The 15,717-nt window shown below is 55.8% G+C and carries 16 protein-coding genes; 11 read left to right on the top strand and 5 right to left on the bottom strand.

What is annotated here, in order from left to right:
- Positions 1 to 24: 24 nt before the first annotated feature.
- Together HF650_RS17830 and trxC are read right to left on the bottom strand one after the other, a co-directional pair.
- A complete protein-coding gene (locus tag HF650_RS17830; protein WP_187799743.1) occupies positions 25 to 723 on the bottom strand; it encodes a tRNA-uridine aminocarboxypropyltransferase in 699 nt (232 codons plus the stop codon).
- 69 nt (positions 724 to 792) lie between these two features.
- Complete coding sequence (trxC, locus tag HF650_RS17825) at positions 793 to 1,212, bottom strand: thioredoxin TrxC (RefSeq protein ID WP_187799742.1); 420 nt, start codon at positions 1,210 to 1,212, stop codon at positions 793 to 795.
- A gap of 204 nt (positions 1,213 to 1,416) precedes the next feature.
- Here trxC and HF650_RS17820 point away from each other — a divergent pair, with 204 nt between their 5' ends.
- On the top strand, positions 1,417 to 2,511 hold the full coding sequence (locus HF650_RS17820; RefSeq protein WP_187799741.1) for a tRNA/rRNA methyltransferase: 1,095 nt from the start codon (positions 1,417 to 1,419) through the stop codon (positions 2,509 to 2,511).
- A gap of 124 nt (positions 2,512 to 2,635) precedes the next feature.
- Here the strand turns inward: HF650_RS17820 and ung are convergent, their stop codons facing one another.
- Positions 2,636 to 3,325 carry a uracil-DNA glycosylase gene (gene ung / locus HF650_RS17815; RefSeq protein WP_187799740.1) on the bottom strand — a complete coding sequence of 230 codons (690 nt, stop codon included), beginning with the start codon at positions 3,323 to 3,325 and terminating at the stop codon, positions 2,636 to 2,638.
- 315 nt (positions 3,326 to 3,640) lie between these two features.
- On the opposite strand from ung, the gene grcA reads away from it, so the two are divergent.
- Entirely contained in the window at positions 3,641 to 4,024 is a 384-nt protein-coding gene (gene grcA / locus HF650_RS17810; RefSeq protein ID WP_023481164.1) for an autonomous glycyl radical cofactor GrcA, read from the top strand.
- 43 nt (positions 4,025 to 4,067) lie between these two features.
- On the opposite strand, the gene srmB is transcribed toward grcA, so the two are convergent.
- Entirely contained in the window at positions 4,068 to 5,402 is a 1,335-nt protein-coding gene (gene srmB / locus HF650_RS17805; protein ID WP_187799739.1) for an ATP-dependent RNA helicase SrmB, read from the bottom strand.
- 130 nt (positions 5,403 to 5,532) lie between these two features.
- Between srmB and HF650_RS17800 the strand changes: the two genes are divergently transcribed.
- Positions 5,533 to 6,270, top strand: a complete 738-nt coding sequence (locus tag HF650_RS17800; RefSeq protein WP_187799738.1) for a tRNA1(Val) (adenine(37)-N6)-methyltransferase — start codon at positions 5,533 to 5,535, stop codon at positions 6,268 to 6,270.
- Here the strand turns inward: HF650_RS17800 and nadB are convergent.
- A complete protein-coding gene (gene nadB, locus HF650_RS17795) occupies positions 6,255 to 7,874 on the bottom strand; it encodes an L-aspartate oxidase (RefSeq protein ID WP_187799737.1) in 1,620 nt (539 codons plus the stop codon). The genes HF650_RS17800 and nadB overlap by 16 nt on opposite strands.
- A gap of 417 nt (positions 7,875 to 8,291) precedes the next feature.
- On the opposite strand from nadB, the gene rpoE reads away from it, so the two are divergent.
- The 8 genes from rpoE to era all read left to right on the top strand — a co-directional run bounded on the left by rpoE (position 8,292) and on the right by era (position 15,709).
- The gene (gene rpoE, locus HF650_RS17790; RefSeq protein ID WP_042716751.1) at positions 8,292 to 8,867 is read left to right on the top strand and encodes an RNA polymerase sigma factor RpoE; all 576 of its coding nucleotides are present in this window, start codon (positions 8,292 to 8,294) and stop codon (positions 8,865 to 8,867) included.
- 31 nt (positions 8,868 to 8,898) lie between these two features.
- Positions 8,899 to 9,549: an anti-sigma-E factor RseA gene (rseA, locus tag HF650_RS17785; RefSeq protein WP_187799736.1), complete on the top strand. Its 651-nt coding sequence runs from the start codon at positions 8,899 to 8,901 to the stop codon at positions 9,547 to 9,549.
- Positions 9,549 to 10,502, top strand: coding sequence for a sigma-E factor regulatory protein RseB (gene rseB, locus HF650_RS17780; RefSeq protein WP_023481233.1), 954 nt, complete (start codon positions 9,549 to 9,551; stop codon positions 10,500 to 10,502). The genes rseA and rseB overlap by 1 nt, the downstream gene beginning before the upstream one ends.
- Positions 10,499 to 10,978 carry a SoxR-reducing system protein RseC gene (gene rseC, locus HF650_RS17775; protein WP_187799735.1) on the top strand — a complete coding sequence of 160 codons (480 nt, stop codon included), beginning with the start codon at positions 10,499 to 10,501 and terminating at the stop codon, positions 10,976 to 10,978. Before rseB ends, rseC begins: the two co-directional genes overlap by 4 nt.
- A 144-nt stretch (positions 10,979 to 11,122) precedes the next feature.
- Positions 11,123 to 12,922 carry a translation elongation factor 4 gene (lepA, locus tag HF650_RS17770; RefSeq protein WP_187799734.1) on the top strand — a complete coding sequence of 600 codons (1,800 nt, stop codon included), beginning with the start codon at positions 11,123 to 11,125 and terminating at the stop codon, positions 12,920 to 12,922.
- Between the two features lie 15 nt (positions 12,923 to 12,937).
- A complete protein-coding gene (gene lepB, locus HF650_RS17765; protein WP_023481224.1) occupies positions 12,938 to 13,912 on the top strand; it encodes a signal peptidase I in 975 nt (324 codons plus the stop codon).
- Positions 13,913 to 14,120: 208 nt separating this feature from the next.
- Positions 14,121 to 14,801 (top strand): ribonuclease III, encoded by a 681-nt coding sequence (rnc, locus tag HF650_RS17760; RefSeq protein ID WP_076768826.1) that lies wholly within the window; start codon positions 14,121 to 14,123, stop codon positions 14,799 to 14,801.
- Positions 14,798 to 15,709, top strand: coding sequence for a GTPase Era (gene era, locus HF650_RS17755; RefSeq protein ID WP_187799733.1), 912 nt, complete (start codon positions 14,798 to 14,800; stop codon positions 15,707 to 15,709). The genes rnc and era overlap by 4 nt, the downstream gene beginning before the upstream one ends.
- Positions 15,710 to 15,717 lie beyond the last annotated feature (8 nt).

The raw sequence follows: 15,717 nt of genomic DNA, 5'->3' as shown, positions 1-15,717 counted from the left end.
CCACAAATGAGTGACCCGATGATTTTAAACGCTTTCTTCCGCTTTTGCTGTGACGGTGGACGAATGATGCGGTTTCCCGGCCAGATAACGCTCACGAAACAGTGTGAAATGATCGCCCAACGCCTGCGCAGCGGCGTTATCACCCGCCAGATCAAGTAGCGCAATCGCCACTTCCGCCGTGCAATATTGATCCTCGGCGTGCGCTTCCCGCAGGCGATAGGCCGAAACCCGCGACAGATCGACGGAGATAACCGGCAAGGCATCAAGATAGGGGCTTTTGCGAAACATCTTGCGCGCCTCGGTCCAGGTGCCGTCGAGCATAATAAACAGCGGCGGTTTTCCCGCAGGAGGTGCGCTCAGTACCTGTCGTTCACTGCCAGCATAAGAAGCAGGGAAAACCACCATCGGTTGATAGGCATCGCTGGTGCATAAATCGATAAGATCCTGCGGCGGTTCGGTGCGCGACCACTGAAACGCCAGCGTATCGGGCAGGACATCGGCGATTAAACGCCCGGTATTACTCGGCTTCATCGGCTCGGTATCGAACATCACCAGGCAGAAGCGGCTGTTGGCAGCGGTTGGCTTTAAGGTCGCGCACAGGCAGTTGCGCAGCGGCAGCAGGCAGCGCTGACAGCGGCGGATGCGGTTACCGCGCGCGAGAAAAGGGCGGGTCGAGCGGGCAAGGCGCTCAGCGCGGAGTTTGAGAACGGCGTTATCAGTCATGGCGGTCGCACAGGAAAAACGCCATTGTCGCAGAGGTAAAAACGGGGCACAAGATGCGCCCCGATAGGATCAGAGAGATTCGTTCAGCCAGCTGTCGAACGGCGCTTTCGGCACCGCGCCGCTCAGCATGTCCACCACTTCGCCATTTTTAAACAGCATGATGGTTGGAATGCTGCGAATGCGAAAACGCGCGCTCAGTTCACGTTCCGCTTCGGTATTCACCTTCACAAAACGCACCTGGCCACTGCGCTCTTCCGCGACATCTTCAAAGATCGGCGCAAAGTTACGGCACGGGCCGCACCACGGCGCCCAGAAATCGACGACCACCGGCAGATCGTCTTTCAGGAGTTTATCGAGCGTTTCGCCGGTGGCGTTGATCACGTCGCCATCGAACAGCTCGTGCCCGCAACGCCCACATTTTGCAGCGTCATGCATGCGTTCTTGTGGGATACGGTTCAACGCCTGGCAGCTTGCACATACGGTATTCATAACTAACCTCAGGGAAGCGGTGGTACACAGCGGCATGATGCCGTTATGTTTCTACAATGTTACGTATTATTGATGTACAGGTTTTAAACAACAACGTGGTTTATTCGATGAGTACAATAGTCGCTGGCTTTTGAATGAATTAATGGCGAAGCGTCGGCACATCAGGTAATCTGCGCGCTTCGCGCAGCGCTGGTGGAGAAAAGCATGAACGATGAGTTAAAGAATAAGAGCGGCAAGGTCAAAGTGATGTATGTCCGCAGTGATGATGATTCCGATAAACGAGGTCATAACCCGCGTACCGGGAAAGGGCCTGCACGTACCGGAAACGCTTCCCGCAATGACAGAAGTCGCCCGGGCCGTGACGACAAGGGTCGTTCTGCACGTGATGACAAAGGTGGTCGTCCGCAACGCGATGAGAGAAGCCGCGCACCGCGTGACGACTACAGCGCGCGTGGTGATTCACCGTGGCGCACCATATCACGCGCACCTGGCGATGAAACGCCGGAGAAGCCGGACCACGGCGGTATTAGCGGTAAAAGCTATATCGATCCTGAAGTATTGCGCCGTCAGCGCGCAGAAGAGACGCGCGTGTATGGTGAAAACGCCTGCCAGGCGCTGTTCAGCAGCCGTCCGGATTGCATCGTGCGCGCCTGGTTTGTTCAGAGCGTCACGCCGCGCTTTAAAGAAGCGCTGCGCTGGATGGCGGCTAACCGCAAGGCCTACCACGTGGTCGATGAGCAGGAGCTGGCAAAAGCGTCCGGCACCGAACACCACGGCGGCGTCTGCTTCCTGATCAAAAAACGCAACGGTCTGAGCGTTGAGAAATGGGTGGCTAGCGCAGGTGATGAAGATTGCGTACTGGCGCTGGAAGATGTCGGCAACCCGCACAACCTTGGCGCGATCATGCGTAGCTGCGCGCACTTTGGCGTGAAAGGTGTGGTGTTGCAGGACGCGGCAGTGATCGAATCCGGCGCTGCGGTACGTACGGCAGAAGGCGGGGCGGAACACGTTCAGGCGATTACCGGCGAAAGCTTTGTCAGCGCGCTGGAAGCATTCCGTCAGGCGGGCTACGCGCTGGTGACAACATCCAGCCATAACGGCACGCCGCTGTTTAAAGCCGAGCTGCCGAAGAAGATGGTGCTGGTGTTAGGCCAGGAGCGTGATGGTATTTCTGATGAAACGCTGTCGCGCGCCGATCTGAGCGTCTCTATTGAGGGCACCGGCAACGTTGAAAGCCTCAACGTTTCGGTCGCAACCGGCGTGTTGCTCGCCGAGTGGTGGCGTCAGAATAAGGCGTAAGGCATGAAGGTCGGGCGGCGCGTGCCTTTACCCGACCTTACCTACATCTTAATCTAAACTACCCGCACTATTTCGTAGGCCGGATAAGGCGCAGCCGCCATCCGGCGCTTTCCCCCGCATACCCTTATTCGCTTTCCGAGGGCAGTTCCGGCATCCAGTTAATCGGCTTTTCGCCATGCTGCTCCAGCCACTCATTCGCCAGCACAAAATGATTACAGCCAAAAAAGCCGCGATGCGCCGAAAGCGGTGACGGGTGCGGTGCGGTCAGCACATGGTGGCGTTTTCTGTCGATAATCGCCCCCTTCTTCTGTGCATGCGATCCCCACAGCAAAAAGACCACGCCTTCACGGTGCTCGTTAATGAGGCTAATGACTTTATCGGTAAAGGTTTCCCAGCCGAGGCTGGCGTGGGAGTGCGCCTGCCCGGCGCGCACGGTGAGCACAGTATTAAGCAACAACACGCCCTGGCGCGCCCAGCTCTCAAGATAACCATGATTAGGGCGGGTAAAGCCCGGCACGGTTTTCTCTAACTCTTTATACATATTTAATAAAGAAGGGGGAACGGCGACGCCGGGCCGCACAGAAAAGGCCAGCCCGTGCGCCTGGCCGGGGCCATGATAGGGATCCTGCCCCAGGATGACGACTTTCACATCGCCGAGTTCGGTAAAACGAAAGGCGTTGAAGACATCTTTCTGCGGTGGATAGATCGTCGCGCCGGACTGGCGCTCAGCGGCCACGGTGTTAAGAGTGTTCACAAAGTAGGGCTGCTGTTTCTCTTCTGCCAGTACGTCATGCCATGTCAATGAAGTCGTCATCCCGATCTCCTGCAAAGTTGGTTTGCCGTAGCTTAACTGCTTCTTTCTCCAGAACAAAATCAGCCACGCTGGATTGCGCATCATGGCTAAAAAATAGTTGAATATTTACGTAAATTTTTAACATGGCGGATCGGCATAAATTGATATAAAACAAGAACAAACCCTAATAGCCATTTTTGCTGTATGGTTTTTATTGACTAAAATCAAAGAATGGCCCGGTACAGGCTGGTATATAAACAACCAGACAACAATGGTTTTACCAATTGGCCGGCCTGCGTCCGGTCAATCACCTAATCTGCCCAAGGGAGGCTATTCATGATTACTGGTATCCAGATTACGAAAGCGGCTAATGACGATCTGTTGAACTCATTCTGGCTGCTTGATAGCGAAAAGGGCGAAGCACGCTGCGTCTGCGCTAAAGCTGGCTTTGCTGAAGATGACGTTGTTGCGGTAAGTAAACTGGGCGACATCGAATACCGCGAAATTCCGATGGAAGTACAGCCGGAAGTGCGTGTTGAAGGAGGACAGCATCTGAATGTTAACGTGCTGCGTCGTGAAACGCTGATGGACGCCGTTGAGCATCCGGAAAAGTACCCGCAGCTGACAATTCGTGTTTCCGGTTACGCTGTGCGTTTCAACTCGCTGACGCCGGAACAGCAGCGCGACGTTATTGCCCGTACCTTTACTGAAAGCCTGTAAGCACAGGCAGCAATAAAAACGCCGGGTCTCCCCGGCGTTTTTTTTACTCTTCGCTCTTCTGCTGTTCGCTGCCTGCCGTGCTCGGCTTGCGGCGTTTACCAATATTTTTGGTATCGCGGTGGCGTTTCTTCACGCGCGGTTTCTCTTTATCTTTCTCTTTTTTCTTCTCTTCACGCTTCGCTAAGGCTTTCTTCGACGGCTTGCCGTTCAGCTTTTCACTTGGCGGACGGCTTGTCGGGCGCAGCTCATCGATGACGCGCGCTTTTAGCGGCTCTTCAACGTAACGGCCAATTTTGCCCAGCAGCAGGTGATCGTGCGCTTCAACCAGGGAAATGGCGATGCCTTTGCGCCCTGCGCGACCGGTACGGCCGATACGGTGCAGGTAGGTGTCACCGCTGCGCGGCATATCGAAGTTAATCACGTGGCTGACATCGGGAATATCAATCCCGCGCGCGGCAACGTCGGTTGCTACCAGCACGTTAACGCGGCCATCGGTCAGGCGTTTGATCGCTTCGTTACGCTTTATTTGCACCATCTCGCCTTCGAGATAGCAGTTATTAATGCCCGCTTCGCGCAGCCAGGTTGCCAGCTCATGCACACGCTCACGCTTGCGCACAAAGACGATAGTGCGGGTGGCTTCAGGCTGTTTCAGGAGATGTACCAGCAGGGCGGTTTTGTGTTGCACATCATCGGCACGGTAGTACCACTGATGGATCTTCTTACGTTCGCGGGTCGAAGGGGTTGCGGAGACTTCAACCGGATCTTCCAGCAGACGCTCGGCAAAATCTTTGATTGCGTCGCCTTCCAGCGTCGCAGAGAAGAGCATCGTCTGCTTGCGCCAGCGCGTTTCACCGGCAATGGTCTCGATATCCTGCGCAAAGCCCATGTCCAGCATGCGGTCCGCTTCATCAAGAATCAGCGTCTCGACCGCGCGGCAGTCGAAGTTCTCTTCTTTTATATACTGCAGCAGGCGGCCAGTGGTGGCGACCACGATATCCTGGTTTTCGCTGAACACTTCGGCGTGGTTCATATACGCCACGCCGCCGGTAATGGTGGCGATATCAAGATGGGTGTTAACCGCCAGTTCACGCGCGTGGTCGGCAACCTGCATTGCCAGCTCGCGGGTTGGCGTCAGGATCAGGATACGCGGCGGGCCGGATTTCTTACGCGGAAAGTCCAGAAGGTGTTGCAACGCCGGCAGCAAATAGGCTGCGGTTTTACCTGTCCCGGTGGGCGCAGAACCGAGGACATCACGCCCTTCAAGCGCAGGCGGAATGGCAGCTGCCTGGATAGCGGTTGGGCGTGTAAAGCCTTTATTCTGGAGCGCGTCCAGAAGGCTGTCGTCAAGTTCAAGTTCGGAAAAAGTCGTTACAGTCATGTTCTACCTCTGTGTGGGGCGCTGATTATAGACGTTACGGCTGCAATCTTCATCTGTTGTCTGCTTATCACTTTTCTGACGCTACGCTTTCCCCTATGCTACTGCGGTTTTCCGTTTTGAGGTTGTAAAGATGTCTCAGCCAAAGGCTCAGCTTCGCCGCGATGGCTTCACATTTAAATCTTTTTTTATCGCGCATGACCGCTGTGCCATGAAAGTGGGTACCGATGGCGTGATGTTAGGTGCCTGGGCCCCGGTCTCCCGTGCCCGTCATATTCTTGATATCGGTAGCGGCAGCGGCCTACTGGCGCTAATGCTGGCGCAGCGTACCGCAGCCGATGTCACTCTTGATGCGGTTGAGCTGGATGAGCAGGCGGCAGGACAGGCGCAGGAGAACGTGCAGGCATCGCCGTGGGCCGATCGCATTCGCGTCCACTGCGCCGATATTCACGCCTGGAGCCAGCAGAACACCGCACGTTTTGATCTGATTGTCAGCAATCCGCCCTATTTTGAAGAGGGGGTTAAGTGCGCCACGCCTGAGCGCGACCGCGCGCGTTACACCACCACCCTCGATCACCAGACGCTGCTGGAGATCGCTGCCACGCTTATCACCGAAGAGGGCTTTTTCTGTGTGGTGCTGCCGGTGGAGATCTGCGAAGGCTTTAGCGAGAAAGCGCAACAGCTCGGCTGGCATTTGCGTCTGCGCACCGATGTCGCAGAAACGGAAGGGCGCTTGCCGCACCGCGTGCTGCTGGCCTTCTCGCCGCGACAGGGCGAGCTGTTTGCCGACAGGCTGGTGATCCGCGGCGCGGATCAGCGCTATTCAGAAAGCTACAGCGCGCTGACCCAGGCTTTCTATCTCTTTATGTAGCTTTGCGGTGAGAGCACCGTCGGCCCCGATTCCGGCAGCTGATGCGGGTAATCGAGCGTGTAGTGCAGGCCACGGCTCTCTTTACGCATCATGGCGCAGCGCACAATCAGCTCCGCCACCTGCACCAGATTGCGCACTTCAAGCAGATTATTTGACACGCGGAAGTGCGCGTAATACTCGTCAATCTCCTGCTGCAACAAGTTAATGCGGCGTAACGCCCGCTCAAGGCGTTTGGTGGTGCGCACGATCCCGACGTAATCCCACATAAATAGCCGCAGCTCATGCCAGTTATGTTGCAGGATCACCCGCTCATCGGCATCGTCGACGCGGCTCTCATCCCACGCCGGTAGCTCGGGCACCCTTTCAACGTCTGGCATCCGGCAGACAATATCTTCAGCGGCCGACCAGCCATAGACCAGACACTCCAGCAGTGAGTTAGAGGCCATGCGATTAGCGCCGTGCAGCCCGCTGTAGCTCACTTCGCCCACCGCATAGAGACCATCCACATCGGTGCGTCCACGATCGTCAATCATCACCCCGCCACAGGTGTAGTGCGCCGCAGGCACAATTGGCACCGGCTCTTTGGTCAGATCGATGCCGAGGCCAAGCAGCTTCTCGTAAATCATCGGAAAGTGGTGGCGCACAAATTCAGGCGGTTTGTGGCTGATATCAAGATACATACACTCGACGCCGAGGCGTTTCATTTCATGGTCGATGGCGCGCGCCACGACATCGCGCGGGGCGAGGTCGCCGCGCGGGTCGAAGTCCGGCATAAAGCGCGTGCCGTCCGGGCGCTTCAGGTGAGCACCTTCACCGCGTAGCGCTTCGGTCAGCAGGAAGTTGCGTGCCTGTGGATGAAACAGCGCGGTGGGGTGAAACTGATTAAACTCCAGATTCGCCACCCGGCAGCCCGCGCGCCAGGCCATAGCGATGCCGTCGCCGGAGGCGATATCGGGATTAGTGGTGTATTGATAGACCTTCGATGCGCCGCCTGTGGCCAGTACTACCGCCTTTGCGCGACAGGTCTCCACCCGCTCTTTATTGCGGTTCCACACCCAGGCACCCACTACCCGGCGCGTACCAGGCAGGCCAATTTTGTCGGAGATGATCAGATCAACCGCATTGGTCCGTTCAAGCAGGCGAATGTTCGGATGGCTCATCGCCTGGCTTACCAGCGTGTTCTCCACCGCTTTGCCGGTGGCATCAGCGGCATGAAGAATGCGGCGATGGCTGTGCCCGCCTTCGCGTGTGAGGTGATAGCTGGCATCGCCGCTTTCACTCAGTTCCGTATCAAACATCACGCCCTGATCGATAAGCCACTGCACGCAGTTCCGCGCGTGGCTGGCAACAAACTCCGCCGCGTGGCGATCGACAATGCCAGCGCCGGCAATCAGGGTATCTTCAACATGGGAGGCGATGCTGTCAGTTTTATCAAACACCGCCGCAATACCGCCCTGCGCATAAAGTGTGGAGCCTTCGCTAACTGGCCCTTTGCTTAAAACAATAACGGAGTGCCGTGCCGCCAGACGCAGCGCAACAGACAGGCCCGCCGCACCGCTGCCTATCACCAACACATCACAGGAGAGTTCAGAAGTTGTTTGCATAGTGTGTTTAATTTACTAAACAGGTGTCGCCCGAGAATAGCACCACCCGTGCAGCAAATGCACATTTTTTTGTTTTGCGTATTAAGCACTAAACACGAGAGTTCTTATTGCCTATAGGCAAGCGATTAAAACCAGGAAAAAGCTGTTTGTTTACTAAGGTGTATTAAGGATGAAAAAAAAGCATTAGTGCGGTAATCTCTGGCGATCTTAAGGTCTTTTCTTTGAGAACAGGGTGCATCTGGTCGGCAGACTTATAATGAGTGATAACGAAAGTTCTGCGTAACTATGCACAAAAACAAAGGCGTGACGGAACTTTCTTACCGGTCTGCTCTCTAATTGGCTGCTTGCTCATAATGCAGTTTTGGAGTGGCGTTCTGGCTACGCGTGGAAATGGGTTTTGGGGAGACTTTACCTCGGATGAGCGAGCAGTTAACGGATCAGATTCTTGTTGAGAGGGTCCAGAAGGGAGATCAGAAAGCCTTTAACTTACTGGTGGTGCGCTACCAGCATAAAGTGGCGAGCCTGGTCTCTCGTTATGTCCCTTCAGGCGATGTGCCTGACGTAGCGCAAGAGTCCTTTATTAAAGCCTATCGCGCGCTTGATTCTTTCAGGGGCGATAGCGCTTTTTATACCTGGCTCTACCGTATTGCTGTGAATACAGCGAAAAATTACCTGGTTGCTCAGGGGCGCAGGCCGCCATCCAGCGATGTGGATGCAAATGAAGCGGAAAACTTCGAAAGCGGCGGCGCGCTGAAAGAAATTTCGAACCCTGAGAACTTAATGTTGTCAGAAGAACTGCGACAAATCGTTTTCCGCACTATTGAGTCGCTCCCGGAAGATTTACGTATGGCAATTACGTTACGGGAGCTGGATGGCCTAAGCTATGAAGAGATAGCCGTCATCATGGATTGCCCGGTGGGTACTGTTCGTTCTCGTATCTTCCGTGCGCGGGAAGCCATTGATAATAAAGTTCAACCGCTTATCAGGCGTTGACGATAGCGGGATACTGGAAAAGGTATTAGGCATGCAGAAAGAAAAACTTTCCGCTTTAATGGATGGTGAGACGCTGGATAACGAACTGCTCGGTGAGCTGTCCCGTGATCCAGAAATGCAGCGAACCTGGGAGAGTTATCACCTCATCCGGGATTCAATGCGTGGTGATACTGCCGACCTGCTGCATTTCGATATCTCTGATCGGGTCATGGCCGCGATTGAGAGTGACGCCGTGCAGTCTGCGACGCCGCTCATTCCTGAAGCGCAGCCGGCTCCGCATCAATGGCAGAATATGCCGTTCTGGCACAAAGTGCGTCCGTGGGCGAGCCAGCTTACCCAGATGGGCGTTGCGGCATGCGTATCGTTAGCGGTCATTGTTGGTGTTCAGCATTATAATGGCCAGGCTGAATCCCCCCAGCAGCCCGAAGCGCCAGTGTTTAACACGCTGCCGATGATGGGCAAAGCCAGCCCGGTTAGCCTGGGCGTTCCGGCTGATGCGACGGCAAGCGCCGGACAGCAGCAGCAGGTTCAGGAACAGCGTCGTCGCATTAATGCGATGCTGCAGGATTATGAACTGCAACGCCGCCTGCACGCTGAGCAGCTTCAGTTTGAACAGGCGCAGACTCAGCAGGCCGCTGTCCAGGTGCCAGGAAACCAAACCTTAGGAACGCAATCGCAGTAATGAAGCAACTTTGGTGTGCCCTCTCTTTTGTGGCTGCTGGTCTACTTTGCTCAACTAACGCCTCGGCTGATGTTTCATCCGGGGCGTTGTTACAGCAGATGAATGTAGCGAGCCAGTCCCTCAACTACGAACTCTCCTTTATCAGCATCAACAAACAGGGTGTCGAATCGCTGCGTTATCGTCATGCGCGTCTCGACAACCAGGCGCTTGCGCAGCTGCTGCAGATGGATGGCCCGCGCCGCGAAGTGGTGCAGCGCGGGAATGAGATCAGCTACTTTGAACCCGGGCTCGAGCCCTTCACGCTCAACGGTAACTACATCGTTGATTCGCTGCCGTCGCTGGTCTATACCGACTTCAAACGTCTTTCGCCTTACTACGACTTTATCTCCGTCGGGCGCACGCGCATTGCTGACAGGCTGTGTGAGGTGATCCGCGTCGTGGCGCGTGACGGTACGCGTTATAGCTACATTGTCTGGATGGATGAAGAGAGCCGGCTGCCGATGCGCGTCGATCTGCTCGATCGCGATGGTGAAACCCTTGAGCAGTTCCGGGTGATTGCCTTTAACGTCAATGGTCAGGTGAGCGATAGCATGCAAACGTTGGCGAAAGCGAGCCTGCCGCCGCTGCTCTCCGTGCCGACGGGCGACAAAGTGAACTTCAACTGGGTACCGTCATGGCTGCCGCAGGGCTTCACTGAAGTGGCCAGCAGCCGCCGTCAGCTGCCGACCGTCGATGTGCCCGTCGAGTCGCGTCTCTATTCTGACGGATTGTTCAGCTTCTCGGTCAACATCAACCGTGCGAATCAGAACAGCAGCGATCAGATGCTGCGCACTGGTCGACGCACCGTCAGCACGACCGTGCGTGACAACGCCGAAATTACCATCGTTGGTGAGCTGCCGCCGCAAACGGCAAAACGCATTGCCGATAACGTCAAATTCAGGGCTGCACAATGATTAAAGAGTGGGCAACTGTGGTCTCCTGGCAACAGGGTCAGGCGCTGGTCGAATGTGACGTGAAAGCCTCCTGCAGCAGCTGCGCCTCGCGCGCCGGCTGCGGCAGCCGCGTGCTCAACAAGCTTGGTCCGCAAACTACGCACACCATCGCCGTGCCCTGCGCTGAGCAGCTGGAGCCGGGGCAGAAAGTGGAGCTGGGCATTGCGGAAAGCAGCCTGCTTGGCTCCGCGGTTTTAGTCTATATGACGCCGCTGCTTGGCCTGTTTGTGATGGGCGCGGTGTTCCAGACGTTGTTTGATAACGATATGGCGGCTTTTTGCGGTGCCGTGCTGGGCGGTATTGGCGGTTTTCTGCTGGCGCGCGGTCTCTCACCGAAGCTTGCTACCCGTAGCGAATGGCAGCCAATTATCCTTAGCGTCGGCCTGCCGCCGAACCTTATTCGCGTCGATGACGCATCCACTGAAAGCCGCCCCTGATCCCGCCTGTTACCGCTTACAAAGTGTGGGCGGTTTGAGCATTTCCCCGCGTTGTGGTTGTAGTGTAGAATGCGGCGTTTCAGTACATTGACGTCAGGCGCGAACAGGCCTCTTAGTTACTCGTAAGGCATAAAATCTCACTCTATGAAGAATATTCGTAACTTTTCGATCATCGCTCACATCGACCACGGTAAATCGACGCTGTCTGACCGTATTATTCAGATTTGCGGTGGTCTCTCCGATCGCGAAATGGCAGCCCAGGTGCTGGACTCCATGGATCTTGAGCGCGAACGCGGCATTACCATCAAAGCCCAGAGCGTGACGCTGGATTACAAAGCCAGCGATGGCGAAACCTATCAGCTGAACTTTATCGATACCCCGGGCCACGTTGACTTCTCCTACGAAGTTTCCCGCTCGCTGGCCGCCTGTGAAGGCGCGCTGCTGGTGGTTGACGCGGGCCAGGGCGTGGAAGCGCAGACGCTGGCGAACTGCTATACCGCGATGGAGATGGATCTGGAAGTGGTGCCGGTGTTAAACAAAATCGACCTGCCGGCGGCCGATCCTGAGCGCGTGGCGGAAGAGATTGAAGATATCGTTGGCATCGACGCTACCGATGCGGTGCGCTGCTCGGCGAAAACCGGCGTGGGCGTACCGGACGTGCTGGAGCGTCTCGTACGCGACATCCCGCCGCCGGAAGGCGATCCGGATGCTCCGCTGCAGGCGCTGATCATCGACTCCTGGTTCGATAACTACCTCGGTGTCGTCTCGCTGGTGCGTATCAAAAACGGCACCATGCGCAAAGGTGAAAAAATCAAAGTGATGAGCACCGGCCAGGTCTATAACGCTGACCGTCTCGGTATCTTCACGCCGAAGCAGATTGACCGTACAGAGCTGAAGTGCGGCGAAGTAGGCTGGTTAGTTTGCGCCATAAAAGATATTCTCGGCGCGCCGGTAGGGGATACCCTGACCGCTGCCCGCAATCCGGCAGACAAAGCGCTGCCCGGCTTTAAAAAGGTGAAACCACAGGTTTACGCTGGCCTCTTCCCGGTTAGTTCCGATGATTACGAGAACTTCCGTGATGCACTCGGCAAGCTGAGCCTTAACGATGCCTCCCTGTTCTACGAACCGGAAAGCTCCACCGCGCTCGGCTTCGGCTTCCGCTGCGGCTTCCTTGGTCTGCTGCATATGGAGATCATCCAGGAGCGTCTGGAGCGTGAATACGATCTCGACCTCATCACCACAGCGCCGACCGTTGTGTATGAAGTGCAGACCACCAACAAAGAGGTGATCTACGTCGACAGCCCTTCCAAGCTGCCGCCGCTGAACAATATCGAAGAGTTGCGCGAGCCGATCGCCGAGTGTCATATGCTGCTGCCGCAGGAGTTCCTCGGTAACGTCATCACCCTCTGCATCGAGAAACGCGGTGTACAGACCAACATGGTTTACCACGGTAAACAGGTGGCGCTGACTTACGAAATCCCAATGGCGGAAGTGGTGCTCGACTTCTTCGATCGTCTGAAGTCTACCTCGCGCGGCTACGCTTCACTGGATTACAACTTCAAACGCTTCCAGGCCTCCAACATGGTGCGCGTTGATGTGTTGATCAACGGCGAGCGCGTCGATGCGCTGGCGCTGATCACCCACAACGATAACGCGCCGTATCGTGGGCGCGAACTGGTCGAGAAGATGAAAGAGCTCATCCCACGTCAGCAGTTTGATATCGCGATTCAGGCGGCGATTGGCAACCACATTATTGCCCGCTCGACCGTGAAACAGCTGCGTAAAAACGTGCTGGCGAAGTGCTACGGTGGCGACGTCAGCCGTAAGAAAAAGCTGTTGCAGAAACAGAAAGAGGGTAAGAAACGCATGAAGCAGGTCGGTAACGTTGAGCTGCCGCAGGAAGCGTTCCTCGCCATTCTCCATGTTGGCAAAGAGAGCAAATAACCTAAAGGAGTTGGCATGGCGAACATGTTTGCCCTGATCCTGGTGATCGCGACGCTGGTGACGGGTTTTTTATGGTGCCTGGATAAGTTTATTTTTGCACCGAAACGCCGTGAGCGTCAGGCCGCTGCGCAGGCAGCAACGGGCGATGCGCTTGATGCGAAGACGTTGAAAAAAGTCGGCCCGAAACCGGGCTGGCTGGAGACGGGTGCTTCGGTTTTCCCGGTGCTGGCAATCGTGCTGGTGGTGCGTTCATTTATCTATGAACCCTTCCAGATCCCGTCAGGCTCGATGATGCCAACGCTTCTGATCGGCGATTTTATTCTGGTGGAGAAGTTTGCCTACGGCATTAAAGATCCTATTTACCAGAAAACGCTGATCGAAACCGGTCATCCGAAACGTGGCGACATCGCGGTGTTTAAATATCCGGACGATCCGCGCCTCGATTACATCAAGCGCGTGGTCGGCCTGCCGGGCGATAAAGTGAGCTATGATCCGGTAACCAAACAGGTGACCGTGCAGCCAAATTGCAGTTCCGGTCAGGCGTGCGGCAACGCGCTGCCTGTTACCTACAGCAATGTGGAAGAGAGCGATTTTGTGCAGACTTTTGGCCGTCGTAACGGCGGCGAAGCGAGCAGCGGCTTCTTCCAGATGGCGAAAGGGCAGAGCATGGCGGATGGCGTTCGCCTCACCGAGCGTAAAGAGACGCTGGGCGACGTCACGCACCGCATTCTCAACGTGCCAATTGCGCAGGATCAGCTCGGTATTTACTACCGTCAGCAGAACCAGCCGCTGGCTACCTGGATTGTGCCGCCGGGTCACTACTTCATGATGGGTGACAACCGCGATAACAGCGCAGACAGCCGCTACTGGGGCTTTGTGCCGGAAGCGAATCTGGTTGGCCGCGCGACGGCAATCTGGATGAGTTTCGAAAAACAGGAAGGTGAATGGCCGACAGGCGTGCGCCTGAATCGTATCGGCGGAATTCATTGATTCAGCGGGGCGTAATTATTCTTATTGCGCCCCGAATTATTTCCAGGATTATTCCCTTCTTACTAACGACATCCCTCCTCGTTGCGTATAGAATATTCCCCCGAAGTTTAAGGCTGGCCCTCCGGGTGCCACAGCACACGAAAGCGCGTTGGTTCTTCAGGTCGGTTTCGTGTGCTGCATTGTTGACGCATTTATTTATTGGTAACGCATGAACCCCATCGTAATTAATCGGCTTCAGCGGAAGCTGGGCTACACTTTTCAACATCACGATCTGTTGCAGCAGGCTTTAACTCACCGCAGCGCCAGTAGCAAACATAACGAGCGTCTCGAATTTCTCGGCGACTCGATTTTAAGTTTTGTGATCGCCAATGCTCTCTATCACCGTTTTCCACGCGTGGATGAAGGGGATATGAGCCGTATGCGTGCGACGTTGGTACGCGGCAATACGCTGGCGGAAATCGCCCGCGAATTTGAGCTGGGCGAGTGCCTGCGCCTCGGGCCGGGTGAGTTGAAAAGCGGCGGCTTTCGCCGTGAATCGATTTTAGCGGATACCGTAGAGGCATTGATCGGCGGGGTATTCCTGGATAGCGACATCCAGACCGTGGAACAACTGATCCTCAGCTGGTATCAGACACGCCTCGACGAAATCAGTCCTGGCGATAAACAAAAAGATCCGAAAACGCGCCTGCAGGAGTTCTTGCAGGGTCGCCATCTGCCGCTGCCCTCCTATCTGGTGGTGCAGGTGCGGGGCGAAGCGCACGATCAGGAATTTACTATCCACTGCCAGGTCAGCGGCCTGAGCGAACCGGTGGTTGGCACGGGTTCCAGCCGTCGCAAGGCGGAGCAGGCTGCCGCCGAACAGGCGCTGAAAAAACTGGAGTTGGAATGAGCACTGAAACTGAAAACACCTACTGCGGATTTATCGCCATCGTTGGGCGTCCCAACGTCGGTAAATCCACTCTGCTGAACAAGCTGCTCGGGCAGAAGATCTCGATCACCTCCCGTAAAGCGCAAACCACGCGCCACCGTATCGTCGGCATCCATACCGAAGGGGCTTATCAGGCGGTCTACGTCGATACCCCGGGTCTGCATATGGAAGAGAAGCGCGCCATCAACCGCCTGATGAACAAAGCGGCCAGCAGCTCTATCGGCGACGTTGAGCTGGTGATCTTCGTGGTTGAAGGCACGCGCTGGACGCCGGATGACGAGATGGTGCTGAACAAGCTGCGCGACGGTAAAGCACCGGTGATCCTCGCGGTGAATAAAGTGGACAACGTGCAGGAGAAGGCCGATCTGCTGCCGCATCTGCAGTTCCTGGCGAGCCAGATGAACTTCCTCGACATCGTGCCGCTCTCTGCGGAAACCGGCACCAACGTTGATACCATTGCCAGCATTGTGCGCAAGCATCTGCCAGAAGCGATCCATCACTTCCCGGAAGATTATGTGACCGACCGCTCGCAGCGCTTTATGGCCTCGGAAATCATCCGTGAAAAGCTGATGCGATTCCTTGGCGCAGAGCTGCCGTACTCCGTCACCGTGGAGATCGAGCGCTTTGTTACCAACGAGCGCGGCGGGTATGACATCAACGGGCTGATCCTCGTTGAGCGCGAAGGGCAGAAGAAGATGGTGATTGGCAACAAAGGCGCCAAAATCAAAACCATCGGCATCGAAGCCCGTAAAGATATGGAAGATATGTTCGAAGCCAAAGTTCACCTTGAGCTGTGGGTCAAAGTGAAATCGGGCTGGGCCGATGACGAGCGCGCGCTGCGCAGTCTCGGTTATGTCGACGATCTCTGAGTAATACC

Source organism: Kosakonia sp. SMBL-WEM22 (assembly GCF_014490785.1).
GTDB lineage: Bacteria > Pseudomonadota > Gammaproteobacteria > Enterobacterales > Enterobacteriaceae > Kosakonia.
Note: the sequence above shows the minus strand (reverse complement) of the source record. Positions and strands in the feature narration are given on the sequence as shown.

Excerpts from the sequence above, each read along its gene's own strand:
- era (WP_187799733.1), top strand. The coding sequence starts at position 14,798 with ATGAGCACTGAAACTGAAAACACCTACTGCGGATTTATCGCCATCGTT.
- HF650_RS17830 (WP_187799743.1), bottom strand. The coding sequence starts at position 723 with ATGACTGATAACGCCGTTCTCAAACTCCGCGCTGAGCGCCTTGCCCGC.
- lepB (WP_023481224.1), top strand. The coding sequence starts at position 12,938 with ATGGCGAACATGTTTGCCCTGATCCTGGTGATCGCGACGCTGGTGACG.
- rnc (WP_076768826.1), top strand. The coding sequence starts at position 14,121 with ATGAACCCCATCGTAATTAATCGGCTTCAGCGGAAGCTGGGCTACACT.
- rseB (WP_023481233.1), top strand. The coding sequence starts at position 9,549 with ATGAAGCAACTTTGGTGTGCCCTCTCTTTTGTGGCTGCTGGTCTACTT.
- nadB (WP_187799737.1), bottom strand. The coding sequence starts at position 7,874 with ATGCAAACAACTTCTGAACTCTCCTGTGATGTGTTGGTGATAGGCAGC.
- grcA (WP_023481164.1), top strand. The coding sequence starts at position 3,641 with ATGATTACTGGTATCCAGATTACGAAAGCGGCTAATGACGATCTGTTG.
- rseC (WP_187799735.1), top strand. The coding sequence starts at position 10,499 with ATGATTAAAGAGTGGGCAACTGTGGTCTCCTGGCAACAGGGTCAGGCG.
- HF650_RS17820 (WP_187799741.1), top strand. The coding sequence starts at position 1,417 with ATGAACGATGAGTTAAAGAATAAGAGCGGCAAGGTCAAAGTGATGTAT.
- rseA (WP_187799736.1), top strand. The coding sequence starts at position 8,899 with ATGCAGAAAGAAAAACTTTCCGCTTTAATGGATGGTGAGACGCTGGAT.
- HF650_RS17800 (WP_187799738.1), top strand. The coding sequence starts at position 5,533 with ATGTCTCAGCCAAAGGCTCAGCTTCGCCGCGATGGCTTCACATTTAAA.
- ung (WP_187799740.1), bottom strand. The coding sequence starts at position 3,325 with ATGACGACTTCATTGACATGGCATGACGTACTGGCAGAAGAGAAACAG.
- rpoE (WP_042716751.1), top strand. The coding sequence starts at position 8,292 with ATGAGCGAGCAGTTAACGGATCAGATTCTTGTTGAGAGGGTCCAGAAG.
- srmB (WP_187799739.1), bottom strand. The coding sequence starts at position 5,402 with ATGACTGTAACGACTTTTTCCGAACTTGAACTTGACGACAGCCTTCTG.
- lepA (WP_187799734.1), top strand. The coding sequence starts at position 11,123 with ATGAAGAATATTCGTAACTTTTCGATCATCGCTCACATCGACCACGGT.
- trxC (WP_187799742.1), bottom strand. The coding sequence starts at position 1,212 with ATGAATACCGTATGTGCAAGCTGCCAGGCGTTGAACCGTATCCCACAA.